Below are 17,726 nucleotides of genomic sequence, written 5' to 3'. Positions count from 1 at the left end.
CAATATGTTAAGATATTTGTTCATCTATAGGATGAACGCTGAAGACTCGAGGTGAAAGCCGACAGTCAGCAGCTATAACTTAAGGTGGTTATAGCGATGGGGCTCACCTCTTACCATTCCGAACAGAGAAGTTAAGCCCATTAGCGCCGATGGTACTACATTTGTGGGAGAGTAGGTCGTTGCCTTTTTTAATCCTCAACATTTATTTGTTGAGGATTTTTTTTGCGCTAAACTTAAGTAGAAATAGATTCACTTAGCCTATCCACTAACTTGGGCGGATAGCTGCGGGAGCGATAGAAACGGCATCCTTTTTATGGCTCGATACGTACTGCTGTTTGTTGGGAGATAGGGTTTGACAGATGGCAACGCCGCTTACTCCTCTCAATTACATAATAAAAAGATATAATTGATAGCGAGGTTTTAATTTTCTTTAAAACCCGCCAATAAAATAGTTCAATATTAGTATCTTAATCCTCTAAAAAAGTTAATTGTTTGATGAGTGAAAATAAGGAATTAGATTTGGCTTGGTCGTTTGTTAACGATACCAACCGATCCATTTTTTTAACGGGTAAAGCGGGTACTGGTAAAACTACGTTTTTACATCGTTTAAAGATGAGTTGCCTAAAACGTTTAGTAGTAGTAGCGCCTACAGGTGTTGCCGCAATAAATGCAAAAGGTGTTACTATACATTCTTTTTTTCAGATGCCTTTTGGACCTATTTTGCCAAATGAAGATTTAAACGCGGGTAAGGGGTTTAATAGGCGATTTAACAAAACTAAGATTAATATTATTAAATCGATGGACCTTCTGGTTATTGATGAGATTAGTATGGTTCGTGCCGATTTGTTAGATGGTATTGATAAAACGTTACGTCGTTTTAGAGATCGTAATAAGGTTTTTGGAGGTGTTCAAGTTTTAATGATTGGTGATTTACAGCAATTATCACCAGTTATAAAGGAGCAAGAATGGGAGTTGTTAAAACCGTTTTATGCTAATGGTTTCTTTTTTAGTAGTTTGGCTTATAGGCAGTGTAATGCCGTAACCATTGAGTTGAAGCATATATATAGGCAGGAAAACCCCAAGTTTATTGAAATTTTAAATGAAATTAGAAACAATAGGCTAAGTGAAGCAGCTGCGTCGGAGCTAAATAAACGTTTTGTTCCTGATTTTACGCCAAAACCGGATGCTGGGTACATTTCTTTAACAACACATAATAATAAGGCTGAATCAACAAATAGGGCGGAGTTAGCCAAATTAACCACTAAAACACATATTTATAATGCTGTGGTGGATGGTAAATTTCCGGAATATGCTTATCCTAATAATGTGGCATTAGAGTTAAAGGTTGGGGCTCAAGTTATGTTTGTAAAGAATGATAGCAGCCCCGAAAAGCGTTATTTTAATGGTAAAATAGGTAAGGTTATTTTGTTGGATAAGGATGAAGTGGTTGTGCATTGTCCGGATGATGATTTTAACATAAATGTTACCCCAGAGATTTGGGAGAATATAAATTATACTGTTGATGCCGAAACTAAAGCTATAACAGAAGAAAAAATAGGGAGTTACACCCAAATGCCTTTGCGTTTAGCTTGGAGTATAACCATACATAAAAGCCAAGGGTTAACTTTTGAAAAGGCCATTATTGATGCGCAGGGTGCTTTTGCACATGGGCAAACTTATGTGGCGCTTAGTAGATGTAAATCGTTAGAGGGTTTAGTGCTTAAAAGTAAAATTAACTCAAGCCAAATTATAAGCGATGGTAATGTTACCACATTTAATGAAAATGCAGAGCAGAATGCTCCAGATGATCTTGTTTTAGTTGATTCTCAAAAGAGTTTTCAGTTAGATTTAATTGCTGAAGTTTTTGGGCTTTACCCATTTATATATCCTATAAATAGAATACTAGATATTTTTTATAAAAATAGAACTGTTATAAAAGGTGCTATTGATGATGTTTTTGTACCTATAAAAGACACTGTTACTAATTTTTTAAAAGTAGCAAATGGGTTTAATGCGCAGTTAAAAACACTTGCAGAATGTGATACTTTACCGGAGCGGAGTGCTATTATACAAGAACGATTTAAAAAAGGCGTGCACTATTTTTTAGATATTTCGGAATCAAAAATAGCTAAACCTTTACAGAGTTTTACTTTTACTACCGATAACCAAGCTGTGGGCAGCGAAATTACAAAGCATCTAGATGCTTTAGAGGATTTATTGGCTGTGAAATTGCATTACTTTAAAGGGCTTTCGTCTGGTTTTACTGCAAAAGGAATTTTAGAGCTTCGGGCTAAATCGGTATTTATTGGTAAAGAGAAGCCCAAGAAGGCTAGAAAATCGGTTGTTGAAGGGACTAGTAATGTTGAGCTTTTTGAGAAATTACGAATCCTTAGAAATGATATCGCCAAAGAGAAAGACTTAATTCATTACCAAATATTTGCTCAAAAAACATTGTACGAAATGTGTGAAGTTTTGCCTACTAATACTGCAGAATTATTGAAGGTTAATGGCATGGGTAAAACCCGTGTTGATAAATATGGAGCCGCTATTTTAAAGGTTATTAAAGCCTATTGTGATGAACATGATATTGAAACATCTGAAGAAGTAGAATTGTTTGAGGAATCGAAACCAAAGCGAGTAAAGGGCGATACCAAAAAGGAATCTTTACAACTTTTTAAAGCGGGTAAAACCATTACTGAAATTGCTAATAGTCGTGAATTGAATGAGAACACTGTTTTTGGACATTTAGCGAGTTTTATTGATACCGGTGAAATTAAAGTAACCGATTTAATGTCCATTGAATTTTATAACGAACTAAAAGCAATAATCCCCAAAACTAAATTTGAAAACCTATCTGATTTAAAACATCAGTTAGATGATAAATATAGTTATGGAGAGTTGCGGTTGGTTATTAACGATATATCTAAGTGACATTTTATTTTTGTAAACTGAATGTTTCTGTTAGTTTTGATTTTTACCGCTTAATTATTAACTTTTTTGAAACGTTTCCGTTTACGGAGAAAATATTCAATAGGTATATGCCATCTGATAAGTGACTAACATTAATAGTATTATCGTTATTTAAGTTAATCTTTATTTCTTGTCCTGATACATTATACAAAGTAACAGAAGTAATATTAGTTTGGTTATTGGGCTTAATATTTACAATGTTACTTGCTGGGTTAGGGTATAGAAGTACATCCATCTCTATAAGTTTCTCAATGATATCGAGAGTGAGTGCAGAGGTTAATTTGTTTACTGCAAAGCCATCTCCGTTACCACCATTGTAAAGTGTAAGCATAAGCCCAGATAGATAATTGTTAGAACTTAATAGGTTAGCAAAACCATCGCCGTTGCCACCATTAAAAATTTGTAGCATAAATCCTTTTAGGAATAGATTTTCTTTAACCAAAAATGTTGATCCATCCCCACTATTTCCTATGTATAGAATACTTAAATCGTTACCATTTAATATGGTTTGATATAGTTTATTGGAAAATCCATCGCCGGTATTTCCTTTGTATAGACTTGCAATTAAGCTTCCTTTTAGTACCAAAGCAGCTGTTTTACTAGAAAATCCATCGCCTGCATTACCATTGTAAATTCGGAAATTTGAATTTGATAGTAACATTTGATTCCGTTGACTATCAAAGCCATCTCCTGAACTTCCTTGGTACAGCACCGAAAAAGAGGCGATTTCTCCGGAAAGCTTACTGCCATTAAGATAAGAGTAGTCACTGCCATCATCTATTCCACCTGTATATTGAGCGTTAAGTTGATACCCTAGAAATAGCAATGCGGTTATTGCAAATAATTTTTGAAGTGTCATGTTTCCAATGAATTAATCTTCTGTTCTTACCCCACGAAATCCAAGTCTATTATTAGACCCTGCGAGTGATGTAGCAGCATCATATCTATCGGATACTCTAATATATATAACACCATTAAAAAATGAGCCACCTTTATATCCTATACCTGTATTGTCTGTGGGCCATGAGGTAACATTGGCTAGTCCGTTTACTAATATTTCGCCATCTCCGTGTACGGATGTAAAAGCCCTACCTTCTGGGTTTCCAACCGTTATACAACGCTCGTATAAATTTCCGGTTAATTCCATTATACCGTAATAACTGCCACCTGTCTCTTCTCTTGTTTTATTTAAAGCACTTGCCGCTAAAGCTCCCACTCTTTTAGGGCCAGATGTAGTGCCATTGGTACTACTATAATGAGCATTTCCGGTGTTTACTTCTGGATTTGTAACTATTTCATTGGGCTGAGATATATTAACTATATTATAATCATTGTCGGCAATATTACTATTTCCCCAAGCAAACTCATCGGCCTTTGGGGTAATAGGTCCTCTGCAGGCTTTTTCATATTCTAATTCTGTCATTGGTCTAAGTCCAGACCAATCTAAATAGGCATATAATACATAATTGTTTACATAATTAAGTGGTAGGTCTGGCGATGTTGTTGTTGCCGTAGTACTGCCCTCTTCCCAAGCAATTGTATTCCTGTTAAGCTCAGTGTCTTGGTTTTTACCGGAAGCTCCCGTAATATCATTTTCAATTTTCTGTGCAGGAGTTAACGTGTTAAAAAAACTAACATATTGGCCTTGAGTCATTTCATATTTCATGCAATAAAAGGATTGGTAACCTTTCGGGAATGCTGCCGGAATAGGACCTAATTGGTCACCAGGACGTGATGCATCTGCAGGATTATTATAATAAAGGTTCCCTAAGCCTCCATTTACTGTTATCGCATTTTCGGATTCTACTCGATATGGATTATTTGTGGTCCATGAATAAAATTTGCCAACCTCTGTTCCTGGGCTTCCTAGAGAAAATGGTCCTTCTGGTACGTATACCATCTCTAGAGCAAAAACTTGTATGTCTATTATATCGTTAGGGTCTATAGAACCGTAGTCCCAACGCAGTCTTATGCCTTGTAAATCTAAATCGCCACTACCATCGCTATCTCTATAAATAAAGGCTCCAACACCATCTTCGGAGATATCAATAGTACTGCCGGATGCAGCGACAAAATCGGTTTGTGCTAATTGGGCGTGTTGCCAATCTCCACTATTTACTCGGTATTTAATAAATACCCATGCGGCATCCCAATTAGAAGGTCCAGCACTTAGGCGCCAAGAGTTCTCCCAACTTAAATCGAACTCGATTTGTACCCATTCTGGTTCGTTAAGATTTTCCAAAGAAATATTACTTACTGTAATATTGTTAGCATTACTTAATAAGCAAAAAAGCAGTGCTAATGTTAATGTAAATTTTAATTTCATTTTAATAAATTTATTTGATTAATTTATATTTGAATATTAAAAAGTAGACTAGGGAGAGATTTGGAGCAAAAAAAGTGTTGTAGGTTTTAATTTTAAAAAAGGGAATAAATCCAACGGTTACATCTTCATTATCCCCAATTTCCTCACTTGATTAATAGCATCTTTATTTCTTCAATTTTATCGATTTTATAATTTTATTGTTAAGCATGATATTTAATAAATATTGTCCTTTTTTTAAATGATCTATACTTAAATAGATGTTTTGGTTTTCATCTGTATTTAAATCATTGGATTTATTAGTCATCACAATTATTAATTCATTTGTAAAAAAGCAATGATGTTAAAGACATCTTGGTTGTAAAATTATAAGGAAAGTAAATGTTTGGATATCAAATATGTAACAAAGTATGCTACATATGTAACATGGTCTTAAAACCCTTGTTACTGCTGGCTTGAAACGTATTCTGAAGGTGTGCAATTATACGTATCTTTAAAACATTTTATAAAATACGACGGTGTATTAAAACCTATTTGATAGCCAATTTCTGAAATAGATAGGTCTGAATTTAGTAGTAATTCTTTACCAAGTTTTAAGCGTTCGGTTCTAATTAGTTCGGTGGTTGATTGTCCTGTGAGCGCTTTTAATTTTCTATGAAGTTGCATTCTACTCATAAGCATTTTGTCGCTAAAAACTGCCGATGTAAATGCTGGATCTGTAATGTTTTCGTTTAAAACGTTTTTAAGTTTAATTAAAAATTTTTCTTCAATTGTTGTGGTTGCAATATCTTTTAACTCTAAACTTTTGGTATAGCGTTGTTGCAGTTGTTGCCTTAATGTAATAAGGTTTTTTACTTTAATTTTAAGGGTTTCGGTGTTAAAGGGTTTTACAACATAATCGTCTGCTCCAGTTTTTAAACCTTCAATTTCATTGTCGTTTCCACTTTTTGCGGTTAATAAAATTATAGGAATATGACTTGTACGTTCGTCTTGTTTTAAGGTATTACATAATTCTATACCATTTGTTTTAGGCATCATAATATCACTAATAATAATGTCTGGTATAAATTTAATAGCTTTTTTTATTCCAGATTCGCCATGTATAGCTTCTTCAATGGTATATAAATCGTTAAATATGGATTTTAGAAATATGCGGATATCTTCATCATCTTCAACAATTAGCATTAATGGTTTGTTAGATGGTTTGGTTACATTATTTAAATGAGAGGCTGGTAATGTTTCATTTTTAGAAGGAAAACTATCTTCTACAATTTCAGAAGAATTAAAGAAAGAACGCTCAATTGGAAGGGTGATTGTAAATTGAATGTCGTCTTTGTTTAAAGCATTTGCAACAATGTTACCGTGCGATAGTACAATAAGTTCTTTTACTAAGGATAAACCAATACCAATGCCATCGGAAGATTTACTATTTTGGTAGTACCGCTGAAAAAGTTTGGCAATGTCTTCAGTCTTTATAGTATTACCATTATTTATAACCGTAATAATAATTTGTCCTTTTTGAATAGAAACATCAAAATTAATAGTGCCTTCCTTTGGTGTATATTTTATGGCGTTTGCTAATAAGTTAGTTACTATTTTTTCGATAACATCCTTATCATACCAAGCATTTTCGATGGGCATTATATTATAGGAGAAATTAATATTTTTTTCTTTGGCTTTAAATTGAAATGCTTTTACTAATTGTTTTAGAAAAACACCTAAATTACCTTGACTTACCGATAAGGTTAAGTTTCCTGTTTCTAGTTTAGATAAATCCATTAGCTGGTTAACTAGGTTTAAAAGACGTTTAGAGTTTCGTTGTACTAATTCTAATTCTGTTTTATCGGACTTTGATAGTTTTGGATTGTTTAATTGTTTTTCAATAGGGCCAGTTATTAAGGTAAGCGGTGTTCTAAACTCATGAGAAATATTTGTGTAAAGTTTAGTTTTAAAGCCGTTTAATTGTTTTAAGCGTTCGGTTTCTTTATGTTCAAATTGCAATTGCATTTTTATAAGCCAGCGCCATTTAAGATATTTATAAACTGCAAACGCTATTAAAATACCTAAAATAACATATGCCATAATGGCTAAGTTGCTTAAAAACCAAGGATTTTTTATGGTAAATGAATAGGTAGCAGGTTCGTAATTCCATATACCATCATAATTACTTGAGATCACTTGAAATATATACGTGTTAGGAGGTAAATTAGTATAGTGGGCTATATTAGTGTTTCCTGAAGCTATCCAGTTTTTATCATGATTAACGAGTTTATACTTAAAGGCATTTCGTTCGGGTTGCGAAAAATGCAGGCTAGAAAAGGTAAACGTTATGGTATTATCGTTATGTTTTAATTTTAAATTTTCAGTTAGGTCTCTAGGTTTAGAGAAGATTTCTAATTTAGAAATTATAGTTTTAGGTTTAACTGTGTTAAAAGTTAGTTGCCCAGGATGAAACCAATTGATGCCTTCTAAGCCACCAAACATTAAAGTGCCTTTTTTATCTAAATAATAAGCGCCTGTATTAAACTCTTTAGCCTGTAATCCATCATAAGTACTAAAATTTTCGAATTGTACTTTAGCATTAATTTTTTTTAATTGGCTTAAACCATTGTTTGTACTTAACCACAAATTTTGGTGTTTGTCGGGTAGAATGCCGTAAATAACATCGTTGGGTAAGCCTTCTTCTTCAGTATAAGTAGTAACCGTATTTTTTATGGTATTATATCTTTTTAATCCATTTCCAAATGTGCCCACCCATAGTATACTATCGTTGCTATAAAGTGATTTTATTTTGTTTGATATAAGGTCTATTTTGTTAATAGTTTTTGTTTTCGCGTCAAGCTTATATAAGCCGTTATCATCCGTTCCAATCCATATATCATTTTTATTATCGATAGTTAAATCTCTTATATTGTTGGACTTTAATTTTGAGTTTTTGGTGTTGTATTGTTTTAAAATGCCTCTGTTTTTATCAAATAATAAAACACCATGACGTTCTGTGCATAACCAAGCTTGGTTGTTAGTTGCTTTAATGATACGCCAAATTGTAAAATCTGAAATTTCCTGATAAAATTTATAGTTCCCGTTACTTTCAATAATATTTAGACCGTATCCTTGGTGCCCAATCCATAGATTATTTTCTATAAAGTTTAGGCTAATTATTCTATTACTAGCTAACGGTGTGTTTTTTGTTGTATAGGTTTTATAAGTATCTGTTTTTAGGTTTACAACCGTTAAACCTTTTCCAGAAGTTCCAATCCAAATATTATCTAGACTGTCTGTGGTTAGACATCTAACCATATTTACATTTACCGTTTTTGGGACTTGGTTATTAGTTAGAATATTAAACTTTATTAAGTGCGTATCGTAATAACTAGCACCTGTACCATCGGAGCCAAACCAAATTATTCCTGTAGCATCTTCGTATAGACAGAGCATATCGTTATAATGAATTGCAAACGGATTGTTTTTATTGGCCTTAAAGTTTTTTATGCTATTAGTTCTAAAATCAATAAGATATACGCCATTACCGTATGTTGCAATCCAGAGCCTATTTCGGCTATCAATTAATAAGTCTTCAATATTTAAGTTTTTGGGAAGTTCTGGCGATGCATATTGGGTAAATGATTCACTGTCTTTAGATTTAAAAAATAGACCTGAGCCAAAGGTACCTAGCCAAATGTCGTTCTTTTCGTTTGTTTTTAAAACGCTAAAGTTTGTTGATTTAGAGGTTGAAACCTTTATGTTGTTATAGCTGTTATCTTTATTTAAGCTATATACATTACCCGAGGTAGCAACATATAAGCCGTTTTCATGTTCAAGGATATTATATACGGTTTTGTGTACTTCTTCATTTTTAAAAACTTGAAGGGTATCTTTAGTTTTTGCGTCAATTTTATAAAGGCCTTTATCATAAGAGCCAATAAATAAATTTAAGTATTTGTCTTGAAAAACTATACTCGCTTCAAATGGGAGTTTTATGGGTTTAAAATCGTCAGTTTGGGGTTGGTAAAGTTCTAATTTACCAGAGTGTGTGATGATCCAAAGTCTGTTTTGTTTGTCTATATATATTTTACCAAGTCTACTAAATGTTGCTCTGGTAATATCTTCAAACTGCTTGTTGTAATGTTTAAAATCTCTGCCGTTATATTTATTTAAACCATCTTGGGTAGCCATCCATAAATATCCAATACTATCTTGCGCGATACTTATAACGCTATTTTGAGATAAACCATCATTGATAGATAATGTCTTAAAAGAAAATTGTTTTTGAGGATAAATAGGGGCTAAATAGGTCCCAATACTATCTTGTGCATTTAAAAAACAGCAACAAAACATTACCAGTACAAAGGGTATATAAACGATTGTTTTATAACAATGATGTACCAAACCAGAGATAGAATTAGAGTTATATTGTTTTGTTAAATAGCTGTTTTTATTCAAAACAAGGTAGTGATATTTTTTAACTAAGTAAAATTCAGTTATTTAATATTTAGTGTAAGGAAATAGTAAAAGGAAGACTAAAGGCGCATTAGCTTAATTAAATTTATTTTAACTATTTTAGTGTCCATGAACGTTATTGTTGAATCTACTTTAAAAACTCTCCAAAAATCACAAATTTTATTAGATAATTTGTCTAATGAGCAATTGTGTGATGCTTCGGTACCGCCTTATCATTCTAGTATTGGTACACACATTAGGCATATTTTAGACTTTTATGATTGTATTTTAAATGTGAATTCTGAAAACCAGATAGATTTAACAGCAAGAAGTAGAAATAAAGCCGTAGAAGCCGATTGTTGTTGTGCGAGAGATTATCTTAATTTTATTATTGATAAATTGAATACTATTGTGTTTAATATCGCGGACAATGTAATTGTTATTGATGATTTAGGATTAGGAAAAATAGCAATACCCTATACTTACGGCGCATTATTAGCTCAGGCCAACAGCCATACCATACACCATTATGCTATTATAAACTATATTTTTGATAGTTTAGGAATTGTTTTAAATGATTCTGATTTTGGATATAACCCAACAACACCTAAACAAGTTACTTTAAAGTGATTTTTAGCAAAAGAATGTTTTCGATACGCTTTTTTTAAAATAGCAGTCGAACTTAAAACACGAAATAAATTAAGCTTACTTCTTTTTGAACATACTGTTCATTATTAATTTGATGCCTTTAAAAATTAGAAAAATAGCAAAGGCACAAATTAAACATCCTATTACTAAAAGCGGAATGTAAAGTTTATCATCTGGTTTACTAAAAGCAAAACTTAGTAAAACAGGTCCCATAAGAAGACTTAATGCTGCAAAAACTAGTGTTTTTATGCCTTGAAATAATACGGTTTTATCTGTTTTATGCTCTTCCATCATTATAGTGTTTTACTGCGTTTCTTACGCTTTTATGTTCGTTTAATAGTTTTAAAGCTTCGGTTTCAGAAACATTAATTTCTTTCATAATCATTCTAGCACCTCTGTCCACAAGCTTGTTATTGCTTAGTTGCATATCTACCATTTTATTACCTTTTACATGACCTAATTGAATCATGGTTGAAGTGGTAATCATATTAAGTACCAATTTTTGTGCTGTTCCAGCTTTCATTCTAGAACTGCCGGTTACAAATTCTGGACCAACAACCACATCTATAGGGAATTTAGAAACATTAGAAAGTGGACTATTCTTATTACAAGAAATACAACCAGTAATAATGTTGTTTTCATTACATTTTTCTAAAGCAGAAATAACATAAGGTGTTGTTCCTGAGGCAGCAATACCAATTACCACATCTTTAGAGTTTATTTTATGTTCCTGTAAATCCTTCCAACCTTGAGTTTTGGAATCTTCAGCAAATTCTACTGCTTTTCTTATAGCCAAATCGCCGCCAGCAATTAGCCCGATAACTAAATCGTAAGGCACTCCAAATGTAGGAGGACATTCTGATGCATCAACAACCCCAAGTCTGCCACTTGTACCAGCGCCCATATAGAATAAGCGTCCGCCATTTTTTAGTTTATCTACAATTTGAATAACAAGAGCTTCTATTTGTGGCAATGCTTTCTCAACGGCGTAAGGTACGGTTTTGTCTTCTTTATTGATATTAATTAGCAATTCCGAAACACTCATTTTTTCTAAATGATTATGATTGGAATCTTGCTCAGTGGTTTTAATGAAACTCATAGGTCAAAAGTACATATTTATTTAATCGACTAAAACGTATTTTGTGTTGTTTTATAATATTAACGTTGCTTTTTTACTGATTTATTTAATGGTGTAAGTAAACGCATCGCTCTCTGAAACCCTAAAATAGCCAAGAGGAAAGTTATCTGGGTTGGTTTGATTTACGCAATTACCTCTAACTGTTGAAGGTTGCACGCTAAAAGGGTCTCCAGAGTTTTCATCGGTTTGTTCTAATAGAATATTATAAAATTGGTATGTACGCTCTGAAATACCGTAACTCGTAATGATGACGTCATCAACTAACTGCATATCATCATTGGAATAAAATGCAAATATTCTGTTACCATCTGAAAACTCATCGTCATATACTTCGATAAATGTGGTTTCAAATTTAACAATATTAAATTCGAATATGTAGTAGTTTTTAACACCTTCGGGGTCTGTGTAATAAGCCTTAAGTTCAATGTCTTCTCCAGAAAAACCGCCATCGTCCTTTTGCTCTACATCTTCAATAGGAACAACCGGTATTAGTGTTTCTGTTGCAGTATATAATTCGTTATTATAACTTATACTTAAAATATAAACCCCATTCAATTCAGGAATGAATGAGTTATTTTTATAAATACCCGTGTTACTTTCTTCAATAAAATTAAACGTATTACTGTTGGAGTCCGTAACAGTTACCGTTGCTCCAGAAGCAGGAGGATTTGTACTATCGAAAAAAGGAGCGGTAAGGCTAAGTTTTATGGCTTGCGATTTTCCATCGGTTCCTTTTTGCCAATTTAAAGCGGCATCGATGACTAATTTAGGTTCAGAATTATTTAGTTTTAAATCTATAACATCTTCGCATGATGTTACAAGGAAAATCAAAATTATAGATGTTATATATTTTATAGTTCGCATTATCTTAAAGTTTAAAATTATAGGATATTGATGGTACAATTCCAAATATTGCTAATCGAGTTGCTTCATTTTGCCCAGTGAGATCATTTTGTCCGAATGAAATAGAAGCCGTATTTCTTCGGTTATAAATGTTATAAAAGCCAAATACCCATTCACCTTGCCATCCTTTAGTTTTATTAGGTTTGGGTATGTATTTTAATGAAAGGTCTAATCTATTGTATGAAGGTAAACGATCTGAATTTCTATCGCTATAATTAGGAATAGTTATTCCATTAAATTCATATTGGGCGTTTGGAAACGTTGCCGGCTGTCCAGTTTGAAATAAAAAGTTAGCACTAATTTTCCATTTTTCATTCCAATCATAACTACCGGTTAAAGAAATATCATGGGTTTTATCAAATGGTGTTTTGTACCAATTACCGTTATTTATTCCTATCTCGTTAGCTGTTCTACCAGGAGTTTTTTGTTCCGATTTAGATAGTGTATAGGCCAGCCATCCTTTAAATCGACCTTCGTTTTTTCGTAGTAAAACTTCCAATCCGTAGGCTCTAGATTTTCCATTTAATATAACTTGCTCAATAGCATTATTAGCAATTAAATTTGCGCCATCAATGTAATCAATTCTATTTTTAACGTCTTTGTAAAAACTTTCAACTTCTAGAGAATAGGCGTTATCATTGAAATCTTTGAAGTAACCAATAGCATATTGGTCAAGCAATTGAGGTTTTATATATTTTCCACTTGGTGTCCATATATCCAATGGAGTAGGAGAGGTTGTGTTAGAAAGCAGATGTATATATTGAGCCATACGGTTATAACTCATTTTTACAGAACTTTTGGTGTTTAATTGGTAGGATAATGAAGCTCTTGGTTCAAGATTATAGAAACTTTCAATAACATCGCTGCGTTTAAAAGACTCTGTACCTATAGGTTCTGCTTTTTCGTAAATTTTAAAATCGTTATTAAATAAAACAGCTTGGTCATTCTGGTAAATATTTAATTCATCTTGACCTAAACGCATAAAACTACTAAGCCTTAAACCGTATGATAATGCTAATTTATCTGATACCTTATGTTCGGCATCTAAGTAAAGGGCATTTTCAAATGCGTATTTGTTTGTTAATTTGAAAGGATTAATTCCTGAAGTTTCTACTGTTGGTGTAATTTCACCTGGATTAAAACGGTAATAAATACTGTTTATACCATATTGTAGTTTAATTTTATTGCTTAGGTAATGCTTAAAATCATATTTTAAATTGAAATTTTGTATGCCAGAAACCCAATCGAATTCAACAAAATTTAATCTTAAATTATAGTCGTAATCCGAATATATTAAAGAAAGATTTGAAAATAATTTATTAGAAAATAAATGATTCCAACGGAAATTTATAACCGCATTACCGTAAGTATTCTCAAAAGTATCTTCAATTTTAAAAACATCTCTTCCAAAATATCCAGAAAGGTATATGTTATTATTATCGTTTAATTTATAGCTAAGTTTTGTGTTAAGGTCGTAAAAGTAGGCCTTGTTATCAATATCGAAGAGCGGCAAAAATAAGTGTGCGTAACTAGAGCGTCCCCCTAAAAGAAAAGACCCTTTGTCTTTTTTTATAGGACCTTCGGCAAGTAGTCTGCTAGATACAATACCAATACCTCCGTTTACATGAAACTCTTTACTGTTGCCTTCTTTTTGGTAAATATCTAGAACCGATGAAACTCTTCCGCCATAACGCGCAGGAATACCTCCTTTATAAAGTTTTAAATCTTTAATAGCATCCGGATTAAAAACGGAAAAGAAACCAAATAAATGTGAAGAGTTGTAAATTATGGCTTCGTCTAAAAGAATTAAGTTTTGATCGGCAGCACCACCACGAACATTAAAACCCGATGCACCTTCGCCAGCAGAAGTAACTCCAGGAAGTAAGGTAATCGCTTTTATGATATCGGATTCGCCAAGAACAACGGGGATTTCTTTTATGGTACCAGAGGTAAGCTTGTTAACACTCATTTGTGGCGCTCTAATATTAAGTTTTTCAATGTTTTCTGTAATAACAACTTCGTCTAAACTCTCTAAAGCATCAGCAAGACTAAAATTTTTAGTTATATCTTGGGTTAGAGTAATAGTTTGAAGTATCGTTGAATAACCTAGGTAACTAATAACAATATTATAAGTACCCTCAGGAACAGTAATGGAGTAGAAGCCATATTCGTTGGTAGTTGCACCAGCAGAAATTTCAGGAAAAATAATATTTACACCAATTAAGGTTTCATTACTTTTTTCTTCAGAAATGGTTCCACTCAAGGTATATTTTGATTGCGCATTAAGAGGTATTATTGCAAAACTTAATGCACAAATACACCAGCAAAAGAAGTATTTCATTTAACAGCTTTTTTTATAAAAGTATAAAAAAAGCTCCTAAAAGGAGCTTTTTTAAAATTATATTGAGTTATTATTAACTTAAGATAGCGTTTAATGTTTTGCTAGGTCTCATTACATTGTTAATTAAATCTTCATTAGGTTCGTAATAACCACCAATATCAGCTGGTTTACCTTGAACATCAATTAATTCTTTTACAATAGTATTTTCGTTTTCTACTAATTGTTTAGCAATCATAGTAAACTCAGCCTTTAAGTCGGCATCATCGTTTTGATTTGCCAATTCTTGAGCCCAATACATAGCGATATAGAAATGACTACCTCTGTTATCTAACTCTCCAGCCTTTCTTGATGGGCCTTTGCTATTTTCTAATAATTTATCGGTAGCATCGTCTAATGTTTTACCTAAAACTTTAGCTTTAGCGTTGTTGTTTACTTGACTAAAATGCTCTAAAGAAACGGCTAATGCTAAAAACTCTCCTAAAGAATCCCAACGTAAGTGGTTTTCTTCTACTAATTGTTGTACGTGTTTTGGAGCAGATCCACCAGCACCTGTTTCAAATAAGCCACCACCATTCATTAAAGGAACAATAGATAACATTTTGGCACTAGTACCAACTTCTAATATTGGGAATAAATCTGTTAAGTAATCACGTAATACATTTCCAGAAACCGAAATAGTATCTTCTCCTTTTATTAATCTTTCGCAAGTAAATTTAGTTGCTTCAACAGGAGATAAGATTCTTAAATCTAAACCATCAGTATCATGATCTTTTAAATATGTATTTACTTTTTTAGTGATTTCTACATCATGTCCTCTGTTTTCATCTAACCAGAATACAGCAGGAGTATTAGAAGCTCTTGCACGTGTAACAGCTAATTTTACCCAGTCTTGGATTGGTGCATCTTTAGTTTGGCACATTCTCCAAATATCACCTTCTTCAACTGTGTGCTCTAATAACGTGTTTCCAGAAGCATCAATTACTTTAACTGTTCCATTTGATGGAATTTCGAAAGTTTTATCGTGAGAACCATATTCTTCAGCTTTTTGCGCCATAAGACCAACATTAGGAACAGTTCCCATAGTTGTAGGATCGAAAGCACCATTCTTTTTACAGAAATCGATAGTTGCCGAGTAAATACCAGCATAACTACTATCTGGAATTACAGCTTTTGTATCTTGAAGTTTACCATCGGCATTCCACATTTGTCCAGAAGTACGAATCATTGCAGGCATAGAGGCATCAATAATAACATCACTAGGTACATGAAGGTTGGTAATACCTTTATCTGAATTTACCATGGCTAAATCAGCACCATGATCTAAAGCGTATCTTATATCCGTTCTTATTTCTTCGCGTTTATCTTCAGATAATTCACCTAATTTTTCAAGCAAGTTTCCAAAACCATTATTAACATCAACTCCAATCTCATCGAATGTTTTTCCATGTTTTTCAAATAGATCTTTAAAGAACACACGAACGGCATGACCAAAAATAATAGGGTCACTTACCTTCATCATGGTAGCTTTCATGTGTAATGAAAATAAAACACCTTTATCTAAAGCATCTTCTACTTGTTCTTCTAAAAATTCTAATAATGCTTTTTTGCTCATTATTGTAGCATCAATAATTTCACCTTTTAGTAACGCAAAACTATCTTTTAAAACTGTAGTGTTTCCGTTATCGTCAATATGCTCAATAGTAATACTAGTGGCATCGTTTAACGTAACCGACTTTTCGTTACTAGCAAAGTCACCTTCGCTCATAGTAGCTACATGAGTTTTAGAATCGCTAGTCCAAGCCCCCATAGAATGTGGGTTTCTTTTAGCGTAATTTTTAACTGCTTTAGGAGCACGTCTATCACTGTTCCCTTCACGTAATACAGGGTTTACAGCACTTCCTTTAATTTTATCGTAACGTGACTGGATATCCTTTTCGGCATCAGTACTAACTTCGTTAGGATAATCAGGAATATTAAATCCTTTGTCTTGTAATTCTTTAATCGCAGCTTTTAATTGCGGAACCGAAGCACTAATATTAGGTAATTTAACAATATTAGCTTCTGGTTTTTTAACAAGCTCACCTAGTATTGCTAAATCGTTTGGGACACGCTGGTCTTCATTTAAAAAATCTGGAAACACAGCTAAAATTCGTGCTGCTAAAGAGATATCTTTAGTTTCAATATTAATACCCGAAGATTTAGCAAACGCTTGAACAATAGGTAATAAAGAGCGTGTTGCTAAAGCTGGAGCTTCATCAGTTTTTGTGTAAATGATTTTAGACATTGGTGTCGCTTTTTTTTGAATTATTATTTTAGTTAAGTCTCGAAAACGTAGTACGATAACGTTTTCGCGTGCGAATATACAAAAAATGACCTTTTAAAATGGTCAATTTTGAGTTGAAAATAAAGAAAACAATAACTTTTAAAGTAAAATCAATATAGCGTAGTGTGAGTGCTAATTTGATAAAAAGCAAAAGCCATATCACTGCAGAAGTTAATCTCCTTTGATATGGCTTTTTAGAAATAACTTTACAAGTCCTAATAAGTAATACTACTTACCTGTGTTTAAAATATTCATCTAAACCCCTTCGGTACAAGTATTTGTTATTTCAATGAAACATAATTGTAATTTTCAAAATGTATTGACCTACTACTACTATGTTTCTGTAATTGTTTTCTTGATACTATTAACGTATTCTTCACTTTCGTGTTAATTCTGCTATTAGCATTGCTTGCATTACAGTAATCACTTTCGGTTTTACTGCTTTTTAAGCTTTCCATTATAATAGTTTGCATCTGCTTGTACGAATGCCACTTTTTATAACGTCATGGTTTTATTATAGTCTCACGCATACACGTGGTATAACTAAACCTCAAAAACAATTTTATAAGAACGTTACCTTATTTAGAAAGTTATGCAAATTCGTTGTTGAAGCGAAACCAACCAAGGTTGTCATTTATTT

At 32.8% G+C, this 17,726-nt stretch carries 11 protein-coding genes and 1 rRNA gene; 3 read left to right on the top strand and 9 right to left on the bottom strand.

Annotated features, from left to right (window positions below; genetic code table 11):
- Positions 1-80: 80 nt before the first annotated feature.
- Positions 81-188, top strand: a 5S ribosomal RNA gene (gene rrf / locus AAFN75_RS01160).
- 307 nt (positions 189-495) lie between these two features.
- A complete protein-coding gene (locus AAFN75_RS01155) occupies positions 496-2,931 on the top strand; it encodes a helix-turn-helix domain-containing protein (RefSeq protein WP_411807874.1) in 2,436 nt (811 codons plus the stop codon).
- A 43-nt stretch (positions 2,932-2,974) separates the two neighbouring features.
- On the opposite strand, the gene AAFN75_RS01150 is transcribed toward AAFN75_RS01155, so the two are convergent.
- The 4 genes from AAFN75_RS01150 to AAFN75_RS01135 all read right to left on the bottom strand — a co-directional run bounded on the left by AAFN75_RS01150 (position 2,975) and on the right by AAFN75_RS01135 (position 9,631).
- Positions 2,975-3,829, bottom strand: coding sequence for a T9SS type A sorting domain-containing protein (locus AAFN75_RS01150; protein WP_411807873.1), 855 nt, complete (start codon positions 3,827-3,829; stop codon positions 2,975-2,977).
- A 12-nt stretch (positions 3,830-3,841) separates the two neighbouring features.
- On the bottom strand, positions 3,842-5,296 hold the full coding sequence (locus AAFN75_RS01145; protein WP_411807872.1) for an SUMF1/EgtB/PvdO family nonheme iron enzyme: 1,455 nt from the start codon (positions 5,294-5,296) through the stop codon (positions 3,842-3,844).
- A gap of 163 nt (positions 5,297-5,459) precedes the next feature.
- Complete coding sequence (locus AAFN75_RS01140; protein ID WP_172625922.1) at positions 5,460-5,600, bottom strand: hypothetical protein; 141 nt, start codon at positions 5,598-5,600, stop codon at positions 5,460-5,462.
- A gap of 137 nt (positions 5,601-5,737) precedes the next feature.
- Complete coding sequence (locus AAFN75_RS01135; RefSeq protein ID WP_411807871.1) at positions 5,738-9,631, bottom strand: two-component regulator propeller domain-containing protein; 3,894 nt, start codon at positions 9,629-9,631, stop codon at positions 5,738-5,740.
- 231 nt (positions 9,632-9,862) lie between these two features.
- On the opposite strand from AAFN75_RS01135, the gene AAFN75_RS01130 reads away from it, so the two are divergent.
- Positions 9,863-10,363, top strand: coding sequence for a DinB family protein (locus AAFN75_RS01130; RefSeq protein WP_411807870.1), 501 nt, complete (start codon positions 9,863-9,865; stop codon positions 10,361-10,363).
- Between the two features lie 75 nt (positions 10,364-10,438).
- On the opposite strand, the gene AAFN75_RS01125 is transcribed toward AAFN75_RS01130, so the two are convergent.
- The 5 genes from AAFN75_RS01125 to AAFN75_RS01105 form a co-directional block, all read right to left on the bottom strand.
- On the bottom strand, positions 10,439-10,675 hold the full coding sequence (locus tag AAFN75_RS01125; protein WP_411807869.1) for a DUF6095 family protein: 237 nt from the start codon (positions 10,673-10,675) through the stop codon (positions 10,439-10,441).
- A complete protein-coding gene (gene murQ, locus AAFN75_RS01120; RefSeq protein ID WP_411807868.1) occupies positions 10,659-11,480 on the bottom strand; it encodes an N-acetylmuramic acid 6-phosphate etherase in 822 nt (273 codons plus the stop codon). The genes AAFN75_RS01125 and murQ overlap by 17 nt, the downstream gene beginning before the upstream one ends.
- Before the next feature lie 81 nt (positions 11,481-11,561).
- On the bottom strand, positions 11,562-12,383 hold the full coding sequence (locus AAFN75_RS01115) for a DUF4249 domain-containing protein (protein ID WP_411807867.1): 822 nt from the start codon (positions 12,381-12,383) through the stop codon (positions 11,562-11,564).
- Between the two features lie 4 nt (positions 12,384-12,387).
- The gene (locus AAFN75_RS01110; RefSeq protein ID WP_411807866.1) at positions 12,388-14,763 is read right to left on the bottom strand and encodes a TonB-dependent receptor; all 2,376 of its coding nucleotides are present in this window, start codon (positions 14,761-14,763) and stop codon (positions 12,388-12,390) included.
- A 73-nt stretch (positions 14,764-14,836) separates the two neighbouring features.
- Positions 14,837-17,047: an NADP-dependent isocitrate dehydrogenase gene (locus tag AAFN75_RS01105; RefSeq protein ID WP_411807865.1), complete on the bottom strand. Its 2,211-nt coding sequence runs from the start codon at positions 17,045-17,047 to the stop codon at positions 14,837-14,839.
- Between the last annotated feature and the right edge of the window lie 679 nt (positions 17,048-17,726).

It is taken from the genome of Algibacter sp. AS12 (assembly GCF_046736315.1).
In the GTDB taxonomy this organism is placed as follows: domain Bacteria; phylum Bacteroidota; class Bacteroidia; order Flavobacteriales; family Flavobacteriaceae; genus Algibacter_B; species Algibacter_B amylolyticus.
Note: the sequence above shows the minus strand (reverse complement) of the source record. Positions and strands in the feature narration are given on the sequence as shown.

Coding starts and splice junctions, on each gene's coding strand:
- AAFN75_RS01155 (WP_411807874.1), top strand. CDS start 496: ATGAGTGAAAATAAGGAATTAGATTTGGCTTGGTCGTTTGTTAACGAT.
- AAFN75_RS01150 (WP_411807873.1), bottom strand. CDS start 3,829: ATGACACTTCAAAAATTATTTGCAATAACCGCATTGCTATTTCTAGGG.
- AAFN75_RS01145 (WP_411807872.1), bottom strand. CDS start 5,296: ATGAAATTAAAATTTACATTAACATTAGCACTGCTTTTTTGCTTATTA.
- AAFN75_RS01140 (WP_172625922.1), bottom strand. CDS start 5,600: ATGACTAATAAATCCAATGATTTAAATACAGATGAAAACCAAAACATC.
- AAFN75_RS01135 (WP_411807871.1), bottom strand. CDS start 9,631: ATGTTTTGTTGCTGTTTTTTAAATGCACAAGATAGTATTGGGACCTAT.
- AAFN75_RS01130 (WP_411807870.1), top strand. CDS start 9,863: ATGAACGTTATTGTTGAATCTACTTTAAAAACTCTCCAAAAATCACAA.
- AAFN75_RS01125 (WP_411807869.1), bottom strand. CDS start 10,675: ATGATGGAAGAGCATAAAACAGATAAAACCGTATTATTTCAAGGCATA.
- murQ (WP_411807868.1), bottom strand. CDS start 11,480: ATGAGTTTCATTAAAACCACTGAGCAAGATTCCAATCATAATCATTTA.
- AAFN75_RS01115 (WP_411807867.1), bottom strand. CDS start 12,383: ATGCGAACTATAAAATATATAACATCTATAATTTTGATTTTCCTTGTA.
- AAFN75_RS01110 (WP_411807866.1), bottom strand. CDS start 14,763: ATGAAATACTTCTTTTGCTGGTGTATTTGTGCATTAAGTTTTGCAATA.
- AAFN75_RS01105 (WP_411807865.1), bottom strand. CDS start 17,047: ATGTCTAAAATCATTTACACAAAAACTGATGAAGCTCCAGCTTTAGCA.